General features: G+C 45.6%; 23 protein-coding genes. 21 read left to right on the top strand and 2 right to left on the bottom strand.

The genetic code is table 11. The features are described 5' to 3' along the window. Positions 1-6 precede the first annotated feature (6 nt). The 7 genes from hpaB (at position 7) to AF333_RS19415 (ending at position 7,087) form a co-directional block, all read left to right on the top strand. On the top strand, positions 7-1,479 hold the full coding sequence (hpaB, locus tag AF333_RS19445; protein WP_043064800.1) for a 4-hydroxyphenylacetate 3-monooxygenase, oxygenase component: 1,473 nt from the start codon (positions 7-9) through the stop codon (positions 1,477-1,479). Between the two features lie 163 nt (positions 1,480-1,642). Next, a complete protein-coding gene (gene hpaD, locus AF333_RS19440) occupies positions 1,643-2,626 on the top strand; it encodes a 3,4-dihydroxyphenylacetate 2,3-dioxygenase (protein ID WP_043064801.1) in 984 nt (327 codons plus the stop codon). Positions 2,627-3,099: 473 nt separating this feature from the next. Further along, positions 3,100-3,438 (top strand): DUF485 domain-containing protein, encoded by a 339-nt coding sequence (locus tag AF333_RS19435; protein ID WP_307723448.1) that lies wholly within the window; start codon positions 3,100-3,102, stop codon positions 3,436-3,438. Between the two features lie 4 nt (positions 3,439-3,442). Further along, positions 3,443-4,993 (top strand): solute symporter family protein, encoded by a 1,551-nt coding sequence (locus tag AF333_RS19430; RefSeq protein WP_043064802.1) that lies wholly within the window; start codon positions 3,443-3,445, stop codon positions 4,991-4,993. Positions 4,994-5,064: 71 nt separating this feature from the next. Then, entirely contained in the window at positions 5,065-5,856 is a 792-nt protein-coding gene (locus AF333_RS19425) for a fumarylacetoacetate hydrolase family protein (protein WP_043064803.1), read from the top strand. Then, a complete protein-coding gene (locus tag AF333_RS19420) occupies positions 5,853-6,611 on the top strand; it encodes a fumarylacetoacetate hydrolase family protein (RefSeq protein ID WP_043064804.1) in 759 nt (252 codons plus the stop codon). Before AF333_RS19425 ends, AF333_RS19420 begins: the two co-directional genes overlap by 4 nt. Before the next feature lie 89 nt (positions 6,612-6,700). Beyond that, positions 6,701-7,087, top strand: coding sequence for a 5-carboxymethyl-2-hydroxymuconate Delta-isomerase (locus AF333_RS19415; RefSeq protein WP_043064805.1), 387 nt, complete (start codon positions 6,701-6,703; stop codon positions 7,085-7,087). 568 nt (positions 7,088-7,655) lie between these two features. Here AF333_RS19415 and AF333_RS19410 read toward each other — a convergent pair. Beyond that, positions 7,656-8,021, bottom strand: coding sequence for a DUF1516 family protein (locus tag AF333_RS19410; protein ID WP_052520660.1), 366 nt, complete (start codon positions 8,019-8,021; stop codon positions 7,656-7,658). A gap of 291 nt (positions 8,022-8,312) precedes the next feature. Next, a complete protein-coding gene (locus AF333_RS19405; protein WP_158502331.1) occupies positions 8,313-9,206 on the bottom strand; it encodes a polysaccharide deacetylase family protein in 894 nt (297 codons plus the stop codon). Positions 9,207-9,481: 275 nt separating this feature from the next. Here AF333_RS19405 and AF333_RS36905 point away from each other — a divergent pair, with 275 nt between their 5' ends. The 14 genes from AF333_RS36905 to AF333_RS19340 all read left to right on the top strand — a co-directional run bounded on the left by AF333_RS36905 (position 9,482) and on the right by AF333_RS19340 (position 22,910). Continuing rightward, positions 9,482-9,604, top strand: coding sequence for a hypothetical protein (locus tag AF333_RS36905; protein WP_268753627.1), 123 nt, complete (start codon positions 9,482-9,484; stop codon positions 9,602-9,604). Between the two features lie 91 nt (positions 9,605-9,695). Continuing rightward, positions 9,696-10,892, top strand: coding sequence for a D-alanyl-D-alanine carboxypeptidase family protein (locus tag AF333_RS19400; RefSeq protein ID WP_052811875.1), 1,197 nt, complete (start codon positions 9,696-9,698; stop codon positions 10,890-10,892). 254 nt (positions 10,893-11,146) lie between these two features. Beyond that, positions 11,147-11,569, top strand: coding sequence for a CoxG family protein (locus AF333_RS19395; RefSeq protein ID WP_235496660.1), 423 nt, complete (start codon positions 11,147-11,149; stop codon positions 11,567-11,569). A 26-nt stretch (positions 11,570-11,595) separates the two neighbouring features. Next, complete coding sequence (locus AF333_RS19390) at positions 11,596-12,123, top strand: (2Fe-2S)-binding protein (protein WP_302847937.1); 528 nt, start codon at positions 11,596-11,598, stop codon at positions 12,121-12,123. 2 nt (positions 12,124-12,125) lie between these two features. Further along, positions 12,126-14,474: a xanthine dehydrogenase family protein molybdopterin-binding subunit gene (locus tag AF333_RS19385; RefSeq protein ID WP_043064807.1), complete on the top strand. Its 2,349-nt coding sequence runs from the start codon at positions 12,126-12,128 to the stop codon at positions 14,472-14,474. Then, entirely contained in the window at positions 14,471-15,328 is an 858-nt protein-coding gene (locus tag AF333_RS19380; protein WP_043064808.1) for an FAD binding domain-containing protein, read from the top strand. The genes AF333_RS19385 and AF333_RS19380 overlap by 4 nt, the downstream gene beginning before the upstream one ends. Before the next feature lie 52 nt (positions 15,329-15,380). Continuing rightward, entirely contained in the window at positions 15,381-16,268 is an 888-nt protein-coding gene (locus tag AF333_RS19375; RefSeq protein ID WP_043064809.1) for an AAA family ATPase, read from the top strand. Beyond that, positions 16,261-17,430, top strand: a complete 1,170-nt coding sequence (locus tag AF333_RS19370) for a vWA domain-containing protein (RefSeq protein WP_043064810.1) — start codon at positions 16,261-16,263, stop codon at positions 17,428-17,430. Before AF333_RS19375 ends, AF333_RS19370 begins: the two co-directional genes overlap by 8 nt. A 13-nt stretch (positions 17,431-17,443) precedes the next feature. After that, the gene (locus AF333_RS19365) at positions 17,444-18,589 is read left to right on the top strand and encodes an XdhC family protein (RefSeq protein WP_043064811.1); all 1,146 of its coding nucleotides are present in this window, start codon (positions 17,444-17,446) and stop codon (positions 18,587-18,589) included. Between the two features lie 14 nt (positions 18,590-18,603). Next, positions 18,604-19,221, top strand: a complete 618-nt coding sequence (locus AF333_RS19360; protein ID WP_043064812.1) for a nucleotidyltransferase family protein — start codon at positions 18,604-18,606, stop codon at positions 19,219-19,221. Between the two features lie 187 nt (positions 19,222-19,408). Continuing rightward, positions 19,409-20,278: a 5-oxoprolinase subunit B family protein gene (locus tag AF333_RS19355; RefSeq protein ID WP_139188942.1), complete on the top strand. Its 870-nt coding sequence runs from the start codon at positions 19,409-19,411 to the stop codon at positions 20,276-20,278. Next, positions 20,275-21,258, top strand: coding sequence for a 5-oxoprolinase subunit C family protein (locus AF333_RS19350; protein WP_043064813.1), 984 nt, complete (start codon positions 20,275-20,277; stop codon positions 21,256-21,258). The genes AF333_RS19355 and AF333_RS19350 overlap by 4 nt, the downstream gene beginning before the upstream one ends. Next, complete coding sequence (locus tag AF333_RS19345) at positions 21,258-21,506, top strand: acetyl-CoA carboxylase (RefSeq protein WP_043064814.1); 249 nt, start codon at positions 21,258-21,260, stop codon at positions 21,504-21,506. Before AF333_RS19350 ends, AF333_RS19345 begins: the two co-directional genes overlap by 1 nt. 63 nt (positions 21,507-21,569) lie before the next feature. Further along, entirely contained in the window at positions 21,570-22,910 is a 1,341-nt protein-coding gene (locus AF333_RS19340; protein ID WP_043064815.1) for an acetyl-CoA carboxylase biotin carboxylase subunit, read from the top strand. Positions 22,911-22,978 lie beyond the last annotated feature (68 nt).

Raw genomic sequence — 22,978 nt, 5'->3', positions numbered from 1 at the left:
AGTGACATGCCAGCTAAAACAGGAAAACAATATATCGAGAGAGTTGACCAAGCACAAGCGAATGTGTGGATCAATGGGGAACAAGTAACAGGGAAGGCTTCCGAGCAGCCTGCTTTTAAAGGAGTTATGAAAACACAGGCAGAGTTATATGATATGCAGCATGACCCGGTGAAAAGAGACTATATGACCTACGTGTCTCCGACAACAGGAGAACGTGTAGGGACTTCTTTTATACAGCCTAAAACAAAAGAAGACCTGGAAAAACGCCGCAAGATGATGCAAGAGTGGGCGAAACATAACGGGGGAATGATGGGGCGTTCCCCAGACTATATCAATGTGGGCATGATGGCTTATGGAACAGCTGCTGAAATGTTCGGAAAACAAGATACGTTTTATGCGAAAAACATGGCCGAGTATTATGAGTACTGCCGGGAAAACGATCTTTCGTTAACTCATACATTAATCCAGCCACAAGTAAACCGTGCGGTCAATTCAGCTCAATTACCAGATCCTTATATTGCAGCTCGAATCGTCGAGAAAACGTCTGAAGGGGTTGTTATTCGTGGAGCACGCCTACTCGCGACTCAAGGCGGTATTACAGATGAAATCATGGTATTCCCTTCTACTCTTTTAAAACAATCAGAAGAGGAAAACCCTTATGCTTACGCATTTTCCATTCCCAATAACACACCAGGATTGAAATTTATTTGCCGTGAGTCGTTCGATTATGGCAAGTCCAATTTTGATCATCCGCTAGGATCACGTTTTGAGGAAATGGACACAATCATCGTATTTGATAATGTAGTCGTACCATGGAATCGCGTATTTGCACTCGGTGATGTAGGGGTTTGTAACCAGGCTTACAATGAGAGTAATGCAGTTGTTCATATGACACATCAGGTGGTATCTAAAAACGTTACGAAAACAGAATTTGTATTAGGAATTCTTCAGCTAATGGTAGAAACCATCAATATTGGTCAATTCCAGCACGTTCAAGAAAAAATTTCGGAAGTCATTATGGCGTTGGAGACTTTGAAAGCTTATATTACAGCAGCAGAAGCGAATGCGAAAATCGACAAGTGGGGAATTATGACGCCAGACTTTGCTCCATTAAATATTGCTCGTCACTATTATCCGAAAATTTACCCGCGATTCAGTGAAATCATGCAACTATTAGGGGCAAGCGGCTTGATGGCGATTCCGTCAGAAGCAGATTTCAACTCAGAAATTCGTCCTGACTTAGATAAATATTTACAGGCAGCTAATGGCGATGCGTATAACCGTGTCAAACTATACCGCTTGGCTTGGGATGTTTGCATGAGTGCATTCGGTACAAGACAAACTTTATATGAGCGCTTCTTCTTCGGGGATCCGGTCAGAATGGCAAGCGCTTTATACAGCGGCTATGATAAGCAAGAATATGTAGACCGTGTAAAAGAATTTTTAAATCGCTCTGAGCAGTTAGTTAAAAACGTATAATCCAAAAGCTTTCATAAAAGAAATGCCTTATAGATGGAGGACTAGGGAGATGGCACTCTCTGCTAGTCGGATCTTATACAGCGGTCTACTTGTCTACTTTTACTATAAAATTCGAAGTATTTCGTTGTCAAGAAATAAAAGTTAAATATAGGAGGTTCATACCATGGATTTTAATATTATTCGAATTGCGAGAACCGTGATTAATGTTAAGGATTTGGATCGTTCTAGAGACTTTTATGTAAACGCTTTAGGTTTTATCGAAACGGAATGCGATGGGGAACATATTTATTTAAGAGGATTGGAAGAGCATACGCATCACAGCTTAATCCTAAAGGAGTCGGACAAACTAGGCGTTCATGCCTTGGGATATAAAGTGGAAAAGGAGGAGGATTTAGATAAACTGGCGGCATTTTTCCAATCTAAAGGTTTGAAAACGAAATGGCTTGAAGAAGGATCGCAGCATGCTGTCGGAAGAGCGTTACATGTACATGATATATCAGGGATGCCTCTGGAGTTTTTCTGCAAAATGGACGGGGCGGAGCGTATGATTCAGCGATATGAGCAATATAGAGGAGCAAGGATTCAACGCATTGACCATGTAAACTGTGCTGTTCCGGATGTAGAAAAATCATACAATTTTTTTATTAACGAATTAGGATTTGCATGTTCCGAGTATACAGCCACAGAAGATGATCGAATTTGGGCAGCATGGCTGCATCGCAAGCAAACGGTTCATGACCAAGCCTTTATGAACGGGGAAGGCCCTCGGCTTCACCATATCGGTTTCTGGTTACCCGACCCACTAGCTCTCATTCATTGCTGCGATGTGTTGGCTTCTCTTGGCTATGCAGAAAATATTGAGAGAGGACCAGGTCGTCACGGACTTTCCAATGCCTTCTTCCTTTACTTAAGAGATCCGGACGGCTACCGAATTGAGCTTTACAATGGAGACTACCTAACAAGTGATCCAGACTTTAGCCCGGTTCGCTGGGATTTAGATGATCCGAGGCGCCAAACTTTCTGGGGACATAAAGCACCAGAGAGCTGGTTTAGCGATACATCTCCATTTTTAGATATTGAAACAGGAGAGCAACTACCAGTTTCCAATCCAACTTTACAAAAAATAAAGCCAGAGTTTGTCCTATAGTTCTTTCATAATGATTGAATTCAAAAAGTAATAGAGTAGGAGTTATGTCATATTTGACTTAATCTAAAGGGGAGGTGTAGGGATAGGGACCATTTATATTCAACACCCGATTTCAGATTCGGTAACAGCCAAAATGGAAAATTGACTATGGCGATAAGAAAATTAGTTCTACCGTTATCCTACATTTGCTTTCAGTCGGGAATGTAGGATCGGTTCCTTATTATCTTGGTGATTTTTATGAGGTAAGGGGAGAAGTGAAGCAAGCCTCCTTATACTATAAAAATTATCAGTTTTTTAAGATTTCGATAGATAGACGAATATATTCTAAGAGATGAATTAGTTATTTGGGTATTCATTCCAAAACATGGTTTAGAAGTGGCAAGTGTATAGATGCAGGCAGGGATATACACTGAAAATGTGCATGCAGCATTACTTGCAGCTGAGAAACTCCATGTAGGAGGGGGCAATTGATCATGATGGAATTAAATGAACAAATAGTTGTCCAAAATGAGTCATTAAATTATGAGGAAATTGCAGCATCAGAAACATTTAAAGAACTGTTAGTTGCCAAAAAGCGGTTTACACTTTCCACTACTGTTTTTTTCATCAGTTTTGCATTGTTACTTCCTGTCTTGGCATTTTATACTAACCTCTTAACAAAACCTGCAATTGGTGCTGTTTCCTGGGCCTGGGTGTTTGCTTTTGCTCAATTTGCCATGACGTGGATTATCTGTCACTTATATGTTAAAAAAGCTGCTGAGTTTGACGAAATGGCTAAACAAGTACTTAGTCAAGGAATAGGGGGGAGATAAATAGATGGATTTCAAAGTTGTAACCCTTTTCGTATTGATTGTTGTGGTAACCCTTCTAATTACGTATTATGCTTCTAAAAAAACGAATAATGCCAGTTCTTTTTATACAGCAGGCGGCGGCTTAACAGGTTGGCAAAACGGTTTTGCTATTGCAGGAGATTTTATGTCCGCCTCTTCTTTTTTAGGGTTGATTGGTGCGATTTCACTTATTGGATACGATGGCTTCTTTTTGATGTATGGGGCCCTCGTCTCTTATTTAGTGGTTCTTCTTTTAGTGGCGGAACCTCTTCGAAATCTTGGGAAGTATACATTAGCCGATATGATTGCAGAGCGTTTCCAAACGAAAAAAGTTCGAGGTGTAACCGCATTTAATGCGCTGACCATTTCCGTTTTTTATATGCTGGCTCAGCTTGTGGCAGCAGGTGCACTATTCAAACTTTTATTAAATATTAATTATGAAATATCGGTTGTGATTGTTGGTCTTGTTATGTTAACTTTTGTTGTTTTTGGAGGAATGACCGCTACAAGCTGGGTACAGATTACGAAGGCTTTTCTATTATTGGGCGGTACGTTTCTGATTTTTATCATGGTAATGGCAAAGTTTGATTTTAATTTTTTACGAGTATTTGAGGAGATGAAAACAGCTACCCCTCTTAAGGAGGCTTATTTAAATCCAGGTGTGAAATATACGAACGGCCTTGATGCGATTTCCTTAACGCTGGGTTTAGTATTGGGCACCGCTGGACTTCCTCATGTTCTTAGCCGTTTTCTGACGGTTCCCAATGCTCAAGTAGCACGAAAATCAGTGGTTTATTCGATTTGGATTATTGGTTTGTTTTATGTGATGGTCATCTTTTTAGGATTTGCAGCGGCTAAATTTGTAGGAACAACCGATATTGTAGCAGCTAATCCAGCTGGAAACATGGCAGCGCCGTTGTTAGCGAAAATATTAGGAGGTGATACCTTATTCGCTGTTATATCAGCTGTTTCGTTTGCGACGATTCTTGCAGTCGTAGCAGGAATTGTATTAACAGGTGCCACTGCATTTTCGCACGATTTTTACAATGAAATTATTAAAGGTGGGAAAGCAACCGAGAAAGAACAAGTTCGTATGGCAAGGTTAGCATCGATTGGGATCACTGTTCTTTCAATTGTCTTAGCTTTGTTTGTACAAAAAATAAATGTGGCATTCCTTGCATCTTTAGCTTTAACTGTAGCTGCAAGTTCCAATTTACCGGTGATTTTATTTACAGTTTATTGGAAGCGCTTTAACATAACGGGGGCTATTACAGGGATGCTTGTAGGGTTATTTGGAACCATCATTCTTGTAGCATTAAGTCCAAATGTATGGAGTGCGGAAGCGGGGAAGGCTCTCTTCGTTGGTACACCCATCTTTCCATTAGCGTCTCCAGGAATTGTGTCTATCCCCCTTGGCTTTTTAGGAGCATATGTTGGGACTATCTTGTCTACAAGAAAAAGCATGACCGGTAATTTCCAAGAAATATTAGTAAAAACCAATACTGGAAGTGATGTAAAAGGGGTTAGTCATTATTGAGTTTGAAAGGGAAAGACTCTTACGATATAAAACATTAAATGTTTGCACTTATCAAGTAAGGAGTGAAGTATATGAGTAAGGCAACGGTTAAGTTTCGCGGCAGGCCGGAAGCAGACAAAGCTGAGGTGAACACGCAGGACAGTACTGTCGAGCTAGGCGGCAAGCATTATGGCATTGATAGGCTGCCATGGGATGCTCCTGTATCAGGTACAATCTACGGTGCCCTGCTGAATTATAAGGGTGCGCTCGCTGCGTTGGGGGAAGCAATCAACGAGGCGCCCTACAAGGAGGCGCCAAAAGCACCTGTCTTATATATTAAACCAGCGAATACCGTCATTGGTTATGGCATGCCGATTCCGCTGCCTGCTGATGTTTCAGAACTGGAGATGGGTGCAGCGTTAGGTATAGTGATCGGTCGCACGGCGACCCGTGTGAGCGAGGTTCAGGCGTTGGAATATATAGAAGGCTATACAGTGGTCAATGATGTCAGCATTCCGCATGACAGCGTATATCGTCCTGCAGTGAGCCAGAAGACACGTGATGGTTTCTGTCCGGTCGGTCCATGGGTGATTGACCGTGATGCCGTTGCCAATCCAGACTCATTAGGTGTACGTGTGTTAATTAACGGTGAATTGCGTCAAGAAAACACAACCACAAACCTTATCCGTTCTGTTGCATGTCTGATTGCTGACGTTACAGATTTTATGACGCTAAATGCTGGAGATATGTTACTCGTGGGGGTGCCGGAGGGTGCCCCACTGGCGAAGGCGGGGGATCATGTTCGGATTGAAATTGATGGTGTTGGCTGCCTGGAGAATACCATTGTACATGAGGACGAACTAGTACTGGGGGAATTATTATGAAACGGGCACGAGTAGCATATTCTGGTGCAATCCATGGTGCTGTCGAAGTAGATGATCGTCTCAAACTGGATGATGGCCGTATAGTAGATGAAAATGAAGTAGTCTGGCTACCACCAGTGCAGCCCCGCACCGTATTCGCTCTTGGCTTGAACTATGCCGATCATGCTAAAGAACTAGCATTCAAAGCTCCAACAGAGCCGCTGGTCTTCTTGAAAGGACCGAATACGTTCGTCGGTCATCGTGCCCAGACCCGTCGTCCTGCGGATGCGACTTACATGCACTATGAATGTGAACTGGCGGTTGTGATTGGACGCCCGGCTCGCAAGGTCAAGCGTGAGGACGCTTATAGTTATGTGGCGGGTTATACGGTCTCGAATGATTATGCCATCCGAGACTATCTGGAAAACTACTACCGTCCTAACCTAAGGGTGAAAAACCGTGACACCTGCACACCGATTGGACCATGGCTCGTAGATGCCAACGATGTAGATGATCCAATGAACGTAACATTAAGAACCTATGTTAACGGCAATTTAACGCAGGAAGGAACGACAAGGGATATGATTTTTGACATTCCTGCTCTGATCGAGTATTTGAGCAGTTTTATGACCCTGAATGAAGGCGATATTATTCTGACTGGAACTCCTGAAGGGCTGGTCGATACGGCAGTCGGTGATGAAATCGTCACCGAAATCGAAGGCATTGGGCGGTTGGTCAACACAATTGTTGGCGACGATTCTTTTCCGAAATCCTAATCTTTAAGTGAGAACAAACATAACGAAACAATTTGTTCTGATTTAGTTTAAGACTGTGATGAAACGATAAAAACGAAAGGGGAAAGACCATGCCACACTTCATCATCGAATATACAGACAACATCAAGGCTGAAGCAGATATCTCTGGTTTACTTGAAAAAACCAATAATGTTCTAATTTCTCATGGCAATATTTTTCCGATAGGCGGCATTCGTTCGAGAGCCATTGAGATCCATGATTATCGTGTAGCTGACGGAAGTGAGAATGATGCGTTCGTCCATGCGACTCTTAAGATTGGCGCGGGACGTTCGGAGGCAGATAAAAAGGCGATCTGTGATGAACTCTTTGAGGTGATAAAGGCACATTTTGCCTACCTGTTCGCCAAACGTTACTTGGCGCTGTCCATGGAGTTAATCGAATTCAGTGAGGCCGGTACTTATAAGCACAATAATATTCATGCTCGTTTCAAGAAATAGCTCCTCCGTAAGTTATACTTTCTGCTAAATAAGGTTGAACACATTTCTGGAAGTTAGTCACTGCCTTCTAGTGCTTCCCTGTCCGATTTTTCGCTTGTCTACCACAACGATATCAAGACTGCATTCGCTTGGAGCTTTTTGCTTTGTCCATATTAATTAGTGTGGAACGAAAAGCAAAAATCATGCATCATGTGTCAATGTTCGAGTATTTCGTCCCGTCTGCGCCAAAGAGCCACAGGAGTAACGAAGACGATAAGCAGACGAAAAACCCCGGAAAGGCTGTGCTTGTGACCTGCCTTCCGAGGTTGTTTTATACATAGGTACCATGGAACTCTCTGCCTATTTTCTTTTTGTAGACTTCGAGCCCCGTTTTTTTCCGCAGGATGAACAAGCCATTTTAATCCCTCCTTATTTCGTATTCATACAGTAAATGTTAAACAGAGAGAATTTGGCAGGGCGAACCATCTAAGACAGATACCTGTTTTCTTGTTATACAGGTACATACAAAAAAACGGCTGTCCAGAATAACTGGCAGCCGACTTTTCGTACCATAGCATGTATCATAATATTAGAATGCAAGCACCCTAAAAGCAATAAGAAGGACCAGAGCCACAAGAATGATGAGAGCTGCCCAGAAAGGTCCTGTTCTTTTGCCTTTGGCAGTCATACCAAGAATCATTTCCATTACGCCGACCATGGCGATGGCTAGAATGCCTTTTACCGTGTATGCAATCGGGAACTGATAAGCTACCAGCATAAGAATTCCTGTGACAATCATGATGAGCGCTATAAGGCGCAGGAGCATGTGGACAATTTTTTTCGGTGTCCTTTTTCCGGCCTTTAACAATAAAAAGCTTAATACGAAGAAAAGCAAAATCCAAAACCAAGAATCGGTATGAATTCGCTGTAAGATAGTAACTACATCAGGTGACACGATTGTATTCCTCCTGGATTAAGTTGTATAAGATAAGTATAACTGCATTTACACTGTAAATACATGAAATAACTATGATGATTTTTTGACAAGTTTGTGTCAATGGTGCTTTCGAGTAAGAAGATACTTTGTTTATCTACAAAAAGTAAAGTATAGTGACTTAAGAAATTTTCTAAAGAAATAAGGATAGAGAAAGAAAAAATAAGCACGGAAAAGGGTACAGTATCGTTTTTCCGTGCTTATCTCGTATAATCATATTGTGTTGTACTATGAAGTAAAAAATCCGATTGGTTACGGTTTTTTTACAGTGTTAGGAACCGGAGGTAAAGGTTCGATTACATACCCGTTTTGTTGAAGGTATTCAATGACCTGTGGTAAGATTTTTACACTTTGTGAGCGTTCATGCATCAAAATAATTGAGCCAGGCTTCACCTCTTTTTTAATATTTTCCAAGATTTTCTCCGGATGGTTTGGTAGTTTCCAATCCAGACTATCGACTTGCCAGTACATCAGATACTGCCCAAGTTCACGAGATACTTCTCTTGTTCCCTGATTTACCGCACCGTATGGAGGACGGAAATAACGTACCGGATGCTTAATTTTTCCTTCTATGTATGTCGCCGTATTTTGAATTTCTTGTTTCTGGGATGCTTTGTCTTTTTTTCCTAGTGTCGTATGATGCATCGTATGGGAACCGATCACATGTCCTTGCTCTATCATTTGTGTTCCGAAGTTACCAAGTTCATTGGTGATATTCTCACCGATCCAAAAGAAAGAGCCTTTTATATTATATTTATTTAGAATTGAGACCATTTCTTTCGTATAAGGGCCTGGTCCGTCGTCAAACGTTAAATATACGATTTTCTGATTTTTTGAAGGAATGCTGCCGATTAATTTTCCTAGGGAAAGTCCTGGAATTTCCTCTGTATTCTTATTAACAGGTTGCTGTTCGTATTTTTCTGCTTGTTCTGTGTTCTGCTCCGCCTTTTTATCTTGTTCTTGCTCGACGAATGCATCTACGTTTTTGTTTACTTCTTTTGCTTCTTGAACTGTTTTTATATCATTGTCCGTATGCGCCGATAGTTCTTCTCTCGGATTAAGTAATATATTAAATAAAGCTAGAACACCAATACATACGATAGCCGACCAAATGAGTAACGTTTTTTTCCTTTTCCTCCGTTGCAATTTTAAAGCCTCTTTTCTCTTAAATGGTTGCATACTTTCATATGCGTGCTCGCCCACAAAAAAAAATCACCCGCCGCTGAACGGGCAAGTGTTTTTGCTGAACGCGATTCCTCTTCTCTATTGTAAAACTCCTTTTTTTTCTTTTCAAGTAAAACATAAATAGATTTGGTTATTACTGATGATTCTCATAAAATTCAGGTGCAAAGAGATAGTTGAAAAGCTTCTTGAATTCATTTACTATTTACAAGTCAAACAATTATCTATATACATCTGATTTGATACATCGACAAATTCTTGTGGTGAGAGGGAAGAAAAGAAAGAAGGGCGGTGGGCGGTTGGAAAAAGACACGTTTGCTTTTCTTCTGCTGGAGCGCGCATCCACCCTCTTCTTTTTCTGAATCGCCTCCTTCCAACCACGCTACCCTGTCAAACTATCAAGTGTAATTTATCTAGTACTTAATTATAGAGACGAGGAACAGGATGCATAAAATGTGGAGAAAAACAATTTGCGCTTTCTGCAGTGCATTTCTTCTTTTATATAACAGCAGCATGATGATACCTAGAGCTTTGGCCGATTCTTCCCCTCCTGCTGTTATAGGAAAGCATGCCATTGTTATGGAAGCGGATACCGGAGAAGTATTATTCGAGAAGGCTTCCAGTGAAAAAGCATATCCAGCGAGCCTTACCAAGGTTTTGACCGCTATCTTGTTGGATGAAAAGGTACAGGACAATGCGACGGTTACCACCAGTCTGTCGGCTTCGGAGCAAGAGGGGAGCAACAGGTATTTCTTGCTGAATCCCGGAGAGCAGCTATCGAAAAGAGATGCTTTGTATGCAATGATGGTAATTAGTGCTAATGATGCAGCTATGGCAGTGGCCGAACATATAGCGGGCTCAAAGGAGAAGTTCGCGCAGTTAATGAACGAGAAAAGTGAACAGCTAGGATTGAAAAACTCGCATTTCGTTACGCCGAACGGTTTGCATGATCCGGCGCACTATACGACAGCGTATGATGTAGCCCTTCTCGTCCGTGAAGCATTGAAGCATCCAAAGGTGTTAAAAGCAATGGGGACAAAAGAGACGGATATCCATACGAACATGAGAGAGGTTCATATAAAAAACCCTAGCAAAATCCATGATAATCCGCTTGTCATCGCCGGGAAAACGGGATTTACCCGTGCGGCTGGAAATAACCTTGTGGAAGTATTCGAAGAGAACGGTATACGCTATATTGCCGTTGATATGCAGTCCAATCAAGTAGATGAATATGAAGATATTCAAAAAATGGTAGCGTACGCGAAAAATAAAATGAAGCTAATAACGGTAAAAGAAAAAGGGGATGTTATAGGAGAACAAGTAATTTTCGGTTCACCTGTACCTTTCGCTTTAGCGGAACCGATCCATATACCGCAACGTACAGATGCGGGCCCTTCCTATGAGTTACGCACACGTTGGACGACCCCGACGGAAGGCGTTACAAAAGGGCAGCTTGGCGGATATGTCGATGTGTACTATAAAGGCAAACAGTTAGAAAGCGTGCCGCTTCTTGCCCAAGCGAGCGTATCGCCCTCTGGGACCGATTTTTTAAAGAAAGACTATCCGGTCCTAGTTGGGGGAGGCGTTCTGATTTTTTTATTCGGTTGTATACTATTATATTATCGGAAAAAAAGCTATCAGCTTTCCTAATTATATAGCTATCCCTTTTGTTAAGTAGACACATATAAAGGGATAGCTTTTTTTATTGTTATTTTTTTCAATTATGAAACGTTGTTTTTCGATTATGAAATAAAAACAAGAAGCAAAGAGAGCAAGTACACAAAAAACTATACATATCTCTTGGCACTAAATTTGCAAAATATAAAATTTAGTGAATAAATAAATTTTTTTGACTAAAGAGAGGAGTGGCTACCATTAAAATCGAATACGAATACACTTTTGCCATGCCGAGAGAAGTAGTATGGAACGTCATTCAGGATGAAGATGCGCTTCGTGCTTCCTTGCCTGGATGCAAAGCATTCGAGCATGGAGAGGACGATGTGTATCATGCGGAGATGGGTGTAAGCATTGGTCCGGTGAAAGGCATTTTTACCGGAGAGGTCCAGCAAATAAATCAGGAGGAACCTTCTTATTATCGCCTTCTGGTACGTGGTAAAGGAAAGCCGGGTGAGATCGATGCGGTTGCTGATATGAAGCTGGACGAAGCGGAACAGGGAACCAAATTAACCTGTAGTGCTGACGTACAGGTGACAGGTGTTCTCGCTTCTGTCGGTCAACGCATTATGAATGGTGCAGCAAAAGTCGTGCTGGGACAGTTCTTTAAAGCCATGGACAAGGAAATGAAACAACGACAAACGCAATGCTAATGAATCCCATATGGAGGTGGCCATACGTGTCTGCAAAAAAAGTGAAGATTTCAGTAAAAGTAAACGGGGTTCAGCGTACGACAGAAGTGGAGCCGCGCTTGCTGCTTGTTCACTATTTGCGCGATGTACTAGATTTGACGGGAACACATGTCGGCTGTGATACGACGCAGTGCGGAGCCTGTACGGTTATGTTAAATGACGAAGCTGTCAAATCCTGTACCGTTCTTGCTGTTCAGGCGGACGGGGGAGAAGTAACGACAGTGGAGGGGCTTGGCAGCATGGAGCAGCTGCACCCGATTCAGGAAGGGTTTTGGGAAAAGCATGGACTGCAATGTGGATTTTGTACGCCAGGTGTCATGATGGCTACGATGGGTCTACTGCAAGAAAATCCAGAGCCTACGGAAAAGGAAATCCGTGAAGGCCTCAAGGGTGTAATATGCCGTTGTACAGGTTATCAGTATATCGTTAGCGCAATCCAAGATGCGGCACAGCGTATGGCCGAAGCCAAACGTGAGGAAAAGGTCGGAACTCTACATACGGGAGGAGGCAAATAAGGATGGCAAGCATGATTGGAACGCGGATCAAACGTAAAGAAGATCCTAAGCTGATTACCGGTAACGGGAATTTCACGGACGATATTAAGCTTCCTGGCATGTTGTATGCGGCGTTTCTGCGAAGTACGCATGCCCATGCCCGAATTAAGCGGATCGATGTCAGTCAGGCTGTAAAGCATCCAGGTGTTGTAGCGATCTATACAGGAGGGGACCTGGTTGGAAGGATGAAGTCTGTACCGACATCCTGGTACGTGCCAGGTTGCAACCTGAAAGCGAAAGATCGTAGCCCCCTTGCAGTCGATAAGGTGCTGTACGTAGGTGAGGGAGTGGCTATGGTAGTAGCGGAGGATCGCTATGCGGCATACGATGCACTCGATGCGATCGAGGTGGAGTATGAAGAACTGAAGGCCGTTACCGGACAGGAGGCGGCGCTGAAGGATGGCGCGCCACTAGTGCATGAAGATGTGGAGAATAATCTTGCTTTTCTTTGGAAAGCGGGAGAAGTGCCGGATGAAGCATTCGCCAATGCAGAAGTTGTGGTCCGTGAGCGGTATTATGAACAGCGGGTTGTACCGAATCCGATGGAAACGAGAGCAGCTGTAGCTCAATACAATTCGGGTAGCGGAGATATGACGATGTGGTGTACATCACAGAATCCGCACATTCACCGGATGGTATATGCGGAGGTGCTTGATATCCCGGAATCCAAGCTGCGTATCATAGCGCCCGATGTCGGCGGCGGATTCGGAGCCAAAATCGGTGTGTATGCCGATGAAGCGGTCGTAGCTTATGCCGCCCGTCATCTCAAGCGACCTGTCAAATGGATGGAAGATCGCAAAGAACACTTTATGGCTACAAACCATGCCCGCGATGAAGTCATTGAAGTGGAATTGGCTGGAAAACGTGATGGCACGATGACGGCGTTACGTGTTCGCAATATAGCCAATATGGGAGCCTATTTATCCACGATGGGCGCAGGCGTTCCGACCATCTGCTTTGGTCTGATGGTGACCGGTGCCTATGCTATTCCACAGGCAGCGGTAGAAGTATATGGCGTGTATACGAATACGACGCCGACCGATGCATATCGCGGCGCAGGAAAGCCAGAGTCAGCATACCAAATCGAGCGTGCGGTTGATGCATTCGCGCGCGAGATTGGCATGGACCCTGTAGAAATAAGACGCAAAAATTTCATTCCGAAAGAGAAGTTTCCTTACGATACTGCGATGGCAGTTACGTATGACAGCGGAGATTACATGTTGACATTGGACAAGGCTCTGGAGATGGCGAACTATGAAGACCTGCGCCGAGAACAGGAAGAATTACGCAAGCAAGGACGCTATCTGGGAATTGGGCTTTCCACCTATGTAGAATTGTGTGGGCTCGGACCATCCAAGGTAGCTGGAGCCATCGGTCTGCAGTTCGGACAGTGGGAGAATGCCACTGTACGGGTACATCCATCCGGTAAGGTGATCGTACTTACAGGTGCTTCGCCGCACGGTCAGGGGGAAGATACGACATTCGCCCAGGTTGTGGCGGATAAGCTCGGTGTGCCGCTTGAAGATATCGAGGTATTGCACGGCGATACGCAGATGATCCCAATGGGGTGGGGCACATACGGGTCGCGTACGACACCGGTGGGTGGCGCAGCCGTAGCCATTGCAGCAGAACGTGTAACCGAAAAAGCAAAGAAAATCGCCGCCCATGAGTTGGAGGTGTCCATCGAAGATCTTGAATTTTCCGATGGTGTTTTTCAGGTGAAGGGTGTGCCTGGACACCAGCGTACATTCCAGGAAATCGCCAGATCGGCTAATATGGCCTGGAACCTGCCGGAAGGAATGGAGCCCGCGCTTGAAGCCCAATCATTCTTCGATCCATCGAATTTCGTATACCCGTTCGGCGCTCATATCTGTGTGGTGGAAGTGGATTCGAATACGGGACAAATTGAATTAAAGCGCTATATTGCGGTCGATGACGTAGGACGCGTCATTAATCCGATGATTGCTGAAGGTCAGGTGCATGGAGGACTGGCCCAGGGAATTGGGCAAGCATTATGGGAAGGGGCGGTGTACGGGGAGAATGGTCAGCTCGTATCCGGTACATTCATGGATTATACGATGCCTAAAGCCGATTTCTTTCCTGTGCTGGAGACCGTCTTTACTGAAACGCCTTCCCCGGTTAATCCACTAGGTGCTAAAGGTGTTGGCGAGACGGGAACGACAGCCTCTCCACCAGCGGTCGTCAACGCCGTATTGGACGCTTTGCGACCATTTGGTATCACGCATCTGGATATGCCGCTGACGCCTGAGAAAGTTTGGAAAGCGATGCAGAAAGGGAGGAAGGAAGCATGATACCGAGCACGTTCGACTATGTCCGCGCCGAAACGGTAGAAGACGCCATTAAGTTGCTAGCGGAAAGTGAAGGAGAAGGGAAGTTGCTTGCCGGAGGCCACAGCTTACTGCCGTTAATGAAATTCCGCTTGACTTCTCCGGGTACATTAATCGACATCAGTCATATTTCCAGTTTGCGGGGCGTTCAGATGAAGGATGAGAGGCTGGTAGTTGGTGCGCTTACTACCCATCGTGACGTGGTCCGGAACCAGCTCGTGCAGGAGCATATCCCTGTGCTTGCACAGACTGCCCGCCAAATCGGAGATATACAGGTTCGTAACCGCGGCACGGTTGGGGGAAACATCGCTCACGCCGATCCGGCCGCTGATTTGCCAGGTGTTGCACTTGCATTGGAAGCGGAGATCGAACTGCAGGATGAAGACGGTAAAGAGTGGGTAAGTGCCGATGGTTTTTTCTTCGGTCCGCTGCTGACCGCTTTGCCTGAGACGAGTGTTCTGACCGCTGTTTCTTTCCTTATTCCGCCCGCGCATACGAAGAGCGTCTATGTAAAATATGAACATCCAGCTTCAGGCTATGCGGTAGTTGGGGTATGCGTGATTGCAGGGAAAAATGCTAGCGGCAAGGTGGATTTCATCCGTGTTGGAATTAATGGGGTAAGTGATGTTGCCTATCGGGCTTCTTCGGTAGAAGAAGCGCTGTTGGGTGCAGTGGTGACAGAAGAAAACATACGCAAAGCGGCGACGCTGGCGACAAAAGATGCAGAGATGGGCGGGGACATGTTTGCTTCCGCAGAATACAGAAGTCATCTCTGTGGCGTATATACGGAACGTGCGTTAAAACAAGTATTGTTGTAACCAAGCGGACCCTCCATGCTGAGGGTCCTTGGTTATCTGGGGAAGGAAGGAGATGAGACGAATCGAGACGAACATCATGTCCATTGAACAAGCTTTCCGAGAGCAAGGCTATGTAACAGACCGTTCGACTGCCACAGCGCTGCACCTCGTGAAGGCACTGAAAAAACCGCTGCTTGTGGAAGGACCTGCAGGCGTGGGAAAAACTGAAATCGCTAAGGTATTGGCCCGTGTACTGGATACACGACTCATTCGGCTGCAGTGTTACGAAGGGCTGGACGTGAATACGGCGTTATATGAATGGAACTATCAGAAACAGCTTCTTCATCTTAAACTAACGGAACAAAGTAAAATGACGCCAGCGGAAAGAGAAGCGGAAATCTTCAGTTCAGATTTTCTGCTTCGTCGCCCACTTCTTGAAGCAATCTCAGATGCGGATGCTTCGCCAGTACTGCTGATAGACGAAGTGGACAGGGCGGATGAGGAATTTGAAGCATTTCTGCTGGAGCTGCTGGCCGAATTTCAGATAACGGTTCCTGAGCTTGGCACGCTTCGCGCTAAGCATCGCCCCTATGTTATTTTAACGTCCAACCGGACGCGGGATTTGAGTGAAGCTCTGCGACGCAGGTGCCTGTATCATTGGATTTCATATCCGGAGCCGGAGAAGGAGAAGGAGATTCTTGCTTCACGATTACCGGGCATTGACACGCGATTAGCAGGACAAATTGTAAGCATAATGGAGAGAATACGCCGCATGCCGCTTGATAAAATTCCGGGTGTCGCGGAAAGTCTGGATTGGGCACACGCTTTGACTGTACTCCATCAGGGAGAATTGAATGTGCAAACCGTAAAAGAAACGCTTGGATGTATCGCTAAGGACCTGGAAGATTGGAAACAGATTGAACAGGCGCTAGAAGAAGGGTGGATGTCCGGCAATGTATAGGGTGCTGTCGGGTCATATTTTACGTTTTTGCCGACATCTTCGCCAGAATGGCGTAAACGTAGGACCTGGTGAAGCGATGGATGCCCTGCGGGCGCTTGAAGCGGTTGATATGGCTGACGAACGCGACTTCCATTCGGCACTTCGGCTGGTACTTTGCTCGAATCCGGAAGAGCAGGAGAAGTTCGATCGTATCTATCGACTATATTTTCACTCTCAGTATAAAAAAGACGGCGAAACGGGAGTTCCGTTGTTTTCGGAAGAAGCGCATACAGGCCATGAAAAGAAAAAGGAAGAACTTACCACTCAGAGAGAGAATGGAAAACGGCAAGAGCGGCAAGCGCCGGGAAGTGCATTTGCCGCGTTGTCGAACGATAAGATGGAGGAAAGTAAGGGATTCTCTCTTTCCGCTCGTCTTGCACTTTATGACGTAAGCAGTCCGGTAACTCCTCGTATCCCACAGGAAAAGGAAGCGGAGATGCTGAAAAGCGCAAGAGAACTTTCACATCAGCTGCGACTTCGTAAAAGCCGACGCTGGAAGCCGATGAAGCATGGCGTGCGACCTGATATACGCAAGACCTTCCGCAGGAGTGTGGCATATGGAGGAGAAGTTCTAAGCCTGGCTCGTAAAGGGAAGCCTCCATGTCAGGCGGAGTTTGTTCTGCTGTGTGACGGGAGCCGTTCCATGGCGGGCATTGCCGAGATGATGCTGCAATTCGCTTGGGCATTGACTCGTTCTGCGAAGCGGGTGGAAACGTTTCTGTTTTCTACCCATTTGAAGCGGGTTACAGGTCAATTTAAGCTTGCTTTTGGCAAGACAAGGCCGAAGCTTTCAGTACAAGGAACGGAATGGGGCGGCAGCACGCGCATCGGCGAGTCGCTAGATGCCTTTGTATCACGCTATGGCTCACGCCTGTTGAATCCGAATACGATAGTAATTATCGCCAGTGATGGATTGGATACAGGGGGCATAGAAGAGTTGGAGGTGGCTATGCGTATCATTCGTCGCAAAGCGGCAGGAGTAATATGGCTTAATCCCCTGCTGTCCTTGCCCGGCTATCTTCCGGAAGCGAGAGGGATGAAGACGGCTTTGCCCTACATTGATGTATTTACTTCTGTGGACAGCCTGTTTTCCGGTTTGCGATGGCTTAAATCAATACGATGACAGAGGTGATACGATGACGGAAAATCTACAGGTAGCCCTGGCCATAGAAGAAGCGGTGCAATCGGGAAGGCAAACTGTGCTGGCAACCGTGGTGAAAGTGAAAGGATCCGCGTACCGGCGCGAAGGAGCGAAGATGGTCATTGATGGGCAAGGCGGTACGTGCGGCATGATTTCGGGTGGCTGTCTGGAGCCTGAGGTAGTGCAGATGGCTGAAGACGTTATCGCCAAAGGAACTGCGATGAACAAACAGTATGCCCTGGATGAAGATGTGGTATGGGGCCTGGGATTAGGCTGTCCAGGAACAGTGGATCTTTATTTGGAACCTGTTGTGCTTGAAGATACAAAACCGTCCGCTCCGCTTGGTGCTTGGTTAATCTGCATGAAGGAGAAAAAGGCCGGGGTACTCGGTACGGTGCTGAATGCGGAAGTGGAAGAAGAGCGAGGACGGATTTTTGTCCCTGAAGAAGGGCTGCTTGCCGGCAGCTTAGGTGCATATATGCTTGATGAATGGTTCGTAAAAATAGCAAGGCGCAAGTTGGAGGAACAAGCTCCGAAATCGGAGACGAAGCTTTTTACTTTGCCAGATGGAGAAGAGGTAGAGATATTCATCGATGTGCATGTCCCGCCGATTGAACTGATGATTTTCGGTGCCGGACATGATGCCATTCCGCTGGCGAATATAAGCCGTACGCTGGGATGGGAAACGACAGTAATTGATCCACGTCCCGCCTATAATGATGAAGGGCGCTTTCCGGGAGCGAATCGAATTCTCGTTCATCCTTCCTCCTTTCATGAGAAGGTAAGCATCGGTCGGCGGACATATGTAGTCGTGATGAATCATCATCTGGAACGAGATCAGGAAACGCTAAAATTCGTTCTGCCATCGGACACGCCGTACGTTGGTGTGCTGGGGCCGCGCTCTCGGCAGATTCGCATGCTTGAAGCGATCGAAAAAGAAGGAACGATATTTTCGCCTTTGTGCATGGAGAGGATGTACAGTCCAGTCGGCCTTGATATTGGCGCGGTATCACCAGAAGAAATCGCGATAAGTATTGTTGCGGAAATTCTATCGGTTCGAAATGGTCATAATGGCGGATTTCTTCAAGGAAAGGAAGCCATTCATCAACCGGCTCTTCATGCCTGCAGGATGAATAAGTAGGAAGGGGCGTGTCCATGCAGCCTAACATAGCAGCTCTAATTCTTGCGGCTGGGGCGTCAAGCCGGATGGGAAAGCCTAAGCAATTGTTGGAGCTGGACGGGAAGTACATGTTGGAACGAGTCATCCGGCTGGCCCTATCTGCTGAGTTTACGGAGGTTGTGGCGGTAGTGGGGTGTCAGTCAGAACGAATCCGCCAGCTTATCAGAATAGAAGACACCAGATTCAGGTGGGAAGTGAATCTCGATGCACTAATGGGACAGAGTACATCGCTTCAAGCTGGATTTCGAGCGTTGGGAGAAGCGGTGGAAGGAGTGATGGTCTTGCTTGGGGATCAACCTTTCATTTCTGAAAAGACTGTTCGCCGCGTTTTTGAAGAAGGGAGCTCTATATTGAATGAAGTACAGGGCTCCTTCGTTATTCAGCCTTCATTTCAGGGAAAAATCGGGCACCCTGTATTTTTCGTTAGACCGCCGTATGCTGATATCTTCTACCTGCAGGGAGATCAAGGGGCTAAAGGTATTTTGGAGAAGCTTAACGGACGTATTCTCGTGCCGGTAGCAGATGAAGGAATTGTAATAGATTTAGATACACCGCAAGACGTCAAACAATATAGTTTCAAAAGTGAAAAGTAGATTTCATTTTTGAAAAATAATGTTGTGTGACTATAAAGGAACAGGGCAGTAAAAAGAGTGATAGTACCTTTCTAGCCATACTATATGCTTGGTTTTATGATGGATTTCATGGTTGGTATTTTTCTTGCTTCTATTTGAAAGAAACGAAGATAAAAAGTACATATTTTTGAAAGAGGTGAAGCAACGCATGATACGTTACGAATATGGCGGAGATGAGTTTGTCTTTGTCGAACTAGCGGAAGAGATGAGCCTTGAGGCGAATTTCCGAGGGATGGCTATTACCCGGAAATTGAGAGAGAGACAGCTTCCGGGTATTCTCGATATTTGCCCTTCGAATGCTTCCTACATGATACGGGTCGATCCTGATCAATTGCATCCGGATGCTCTCATTTCAGAATTGGAAAATTTGGAAAAATCAGTCTCGTTGGATGATTTTCAAATTTCTGCCCGTCTAGTGGATGTACCGGTTTTATTCGAAGATCCATGGACGCATGAAGCGTTAATGCGTTTTCGGGAACGGCACCAGGACCCGAATTCTACAGACCTGGAATACGCGGCCCGCATTAATGGCTTTACATCCAAAGAAGAACTAATCGAGGCGATCACCGGATTTCCTTATCTTGTATCTATGGTGGGGTTTGTCCCGGGCCTGCCCTGGTGCTATCAGATGGTTCCGAGGGAGCAGCAGATCGAAGTGCCAAAATACGTTCGTCCACGTACCTTTACACCGGAGCGTGCATTTGGTTTTGGCGGAGCTTTTGCTGTCATTTATCCGGTCCAGGGTGCGGGCGGATATCAATTATTCGGTATAGCGGCCGCCCCTATTTACGACAGGGAGCAGCGCCTGCCGGACTTTAAAGACGCAATGACCTTCCCGAAACAGGGCGACATTTTCCGTTATCGTAGCATTACGATGGATGAATATGAGTCAATCCGAAAGCAGGTGGAAGACGGAACCTTCCGCTATTTGACCAAGGAGATTACCTTCACTCCGGATGAAGTGACCGAGAATCCGCAACGGTTCTCCGAAAACGTGTTGGGGAGGTTATATGAATGATTCACGTACTTAACCCCGGACTTCAAACCACGGTTCAGGATCAAGGCCGTATCGGCTATTATGAAATCGGTATGCCTCCCTCTGGCGCGATGGACAAATACTCATATACGATTGCCAATCTGCTTGTCGGTAACGACGAGAATGCGGCAGCATTGGAGATTACGTATATGGGTCCGACGCTTGAGTTTAGAGAGGATACGGTTATTGCTGTAACAGGTGGGGAGATTCCGCCGAAAATCAATGGAGAACCGATACCCATGTGGGAGACCGTTTCCGTTGCGTCTGGCGATCAATTATCGTTTGATTTTGTCAAGCAGGGAGCGCGGGTGTACCTGGCCGTTGCGGGTGGCGTGGATGTGCCGGTCATCATGGAATCGCGTTCTACGTATACATTGTGCGGTATTGGAGGGTTCGAAGGCCGTGCATTACAACAGGGAGATGAGCTTCATATTGGTAATGCTACTCGTGAATCCATCCGAATTGGAACCCGTGTGCCGGATGCATTGGTTCCGCAGTTTGCCAAGTCACATGAAATCAGGGTTATTATGGGGCTTTGCAGCTATCGCTTAACGGAGGAGGGTAAGCAGAGCTTCCTGTCTCAGGAGTGGACGGTGACGCCAGAAGCAAACCGCGTCGGATATCGCTTTAAAGGAGAACGTCTAGGCTTTGTGCCACGCGAGCAACCGTTCGGTGCGGGGAGTAATCCGTCGAATGTGGTGGACTTAGGGTATCCGATCGGCTCCATTCAGGTGCCGGATGGCGTAGAACCTATCGCTCTCTTAAATGATGCAGTGACAGGAGGCGGCTACGCTACAATTGCTACGGTTATCAGCGCTGATTTGAATCGAATGGCGCAGATTAAAAGCAATGAAAAAGTGCGTTTCGTATCCGTTACGCTAGAAGAAGCGCTACAGGCTAGAAACGAAGTGAAAGATAAGATTGCACAGATCAAGCAAGTAATTACAGAAAATGGGAGGTAATGACTTTGTCAGAGAATAAATCTATTATTTCCCCGGTTCCGGGCATATTCTATCGCAAGCCGTCCCCTGATAAAGATGTATTTGTAAATGAAGGAGATAGTGTAAAAGCAGGGGATGTCATCGGTTTAATCGAGGTTATGAAAAACTTCTATGAAATCAAAGCGGAGGCCGATGGCGTAGTGGAGCGGTTCTGTGTGGAGAATGAAGACATCGTGGATGCAGGACAGGAAGTTGCCGTAGTGAAGTAAAAAAGATTCTTGCAGGGATTCAAGTCCGCTTGAGTCCCTGTTCCATCTGGAGGTAGGTAAAACATGAGTTACTTTGATAAAATCTTAATTGCCAACAGGGGAGAAATTGCCCGACGCATCATACGGACATGCAAGCATGTAGGAATCCGTACGGTAGCTGTTTATTCGGAAGCGGATGTAGATGCTCCTTTTGTGGAAGAGGCGGATGAAGCGGTTTGTATCGGTCCGGCGCAGGCGAAAAAGAGTTATCTTGATATTGAGCGGGTCATCCAGGTTGCTAAGGAAACCGAAGCAAAAGCCATCCATCCAGGGTACGGTTTTCTCTCTGAGAATCCGGTGTTTGTTCGTCGCTGTGAAGAGGAAGGGATTGTGTTCATCGGGCCAAGTGCGCGGATTATCGAGCTGATGGGGAGCAAAATCGAAGCTCGTCGCCAAATGCAAGCAGCCGGCGTACCGGTTGTACCCGGCTGGGACGGAAAGCTCGCTTCCGTGGAAGAAGCGTTGTTCATAGCTGAGAGCCTGGGCTATCCGCTTATGCTAAAAGCAAGCGCAGGGGGAGGTGGCATCGGAATGCAGTTGGTGCATACTCCAGATGAATTGCAAAAAGCATTTGATTCCACCATGCAGCGAGCCGCTTCTTATTTCGGAGACGGAACCTTATTCCTGGAGAAGTGGATTTCGAATCCACGTCATATCGAAGTGCAGGTAGCTTGTGATGCGCAAGGTAATGCGGTGCATTTGTTTGAGAGGGAATGCTCCGTTCAGCGAAGAAATCAGAAGGTCATTGAGGAAAGTCCGTCACCTTATCTTGATGAAAACACTCGTGCCGAGCTTTTGGAGACTGCTCTGCGAGGCGTGAAACAAATTGGCTATGTTACTGTGGGAACGATGGAATTCATTTTTGACGATAAGAAGAATTTTTATTTTCTTGAAATGAATACCCGCCTGCAGGTTGAACATCCGGTAACAGAGGAGATTACAGGGCTGGATTTGGTAGAGTGGCAAATTCGATTGGCGGCTGGGGAACCGCTACCTTTACAACAGGAGAACATTAAGAGAAACGGACATGCTATGGAATGTAGGTTATATGCAGAGGACCCGCAGACATTCTTTCCGTCTCCAGGAACGCTTACCAGATTGCATATACCGGAGAATGATGTACGGTTAGACTTTGCCGTTATAGAAGGAAGTGTCGTTACACCGTTTTACGATCCGATGATCGGAAAAATCATCACGCATGGACATGATCGAGCGGATGCAATACGTAAAATGGAAAAGGTACTTGAAACATGCAGGGTAGAAGGAGTAAAAACAAATACACCCCTCCTTCAGAAGGTCATGCGGGACGAAGAATTCAGAAAAGGTCAATATACGACACGATTCCTAGATAAACTACTTGTATAATTTTTCAATTGCGAAAATAATTTTAATTTAGAAAAATAGTTTGTTATACTTGGGGAAAGAGGAGCCCG

It is taken from the genome of Aneurinibacillus migulanus, assembly GCF_001274715.1.
GTDB classification, from domain to species: domain Bacteria; phylum Bacillota; class Bacilli; order Aneurinibacillales; family Aneurinibacillaceae; genus Aneurinibacillus; species Aneurinibacillus migulanus.
This window is presented reverse-complemented; position numbering and strand designations above follow the sequence as displayed.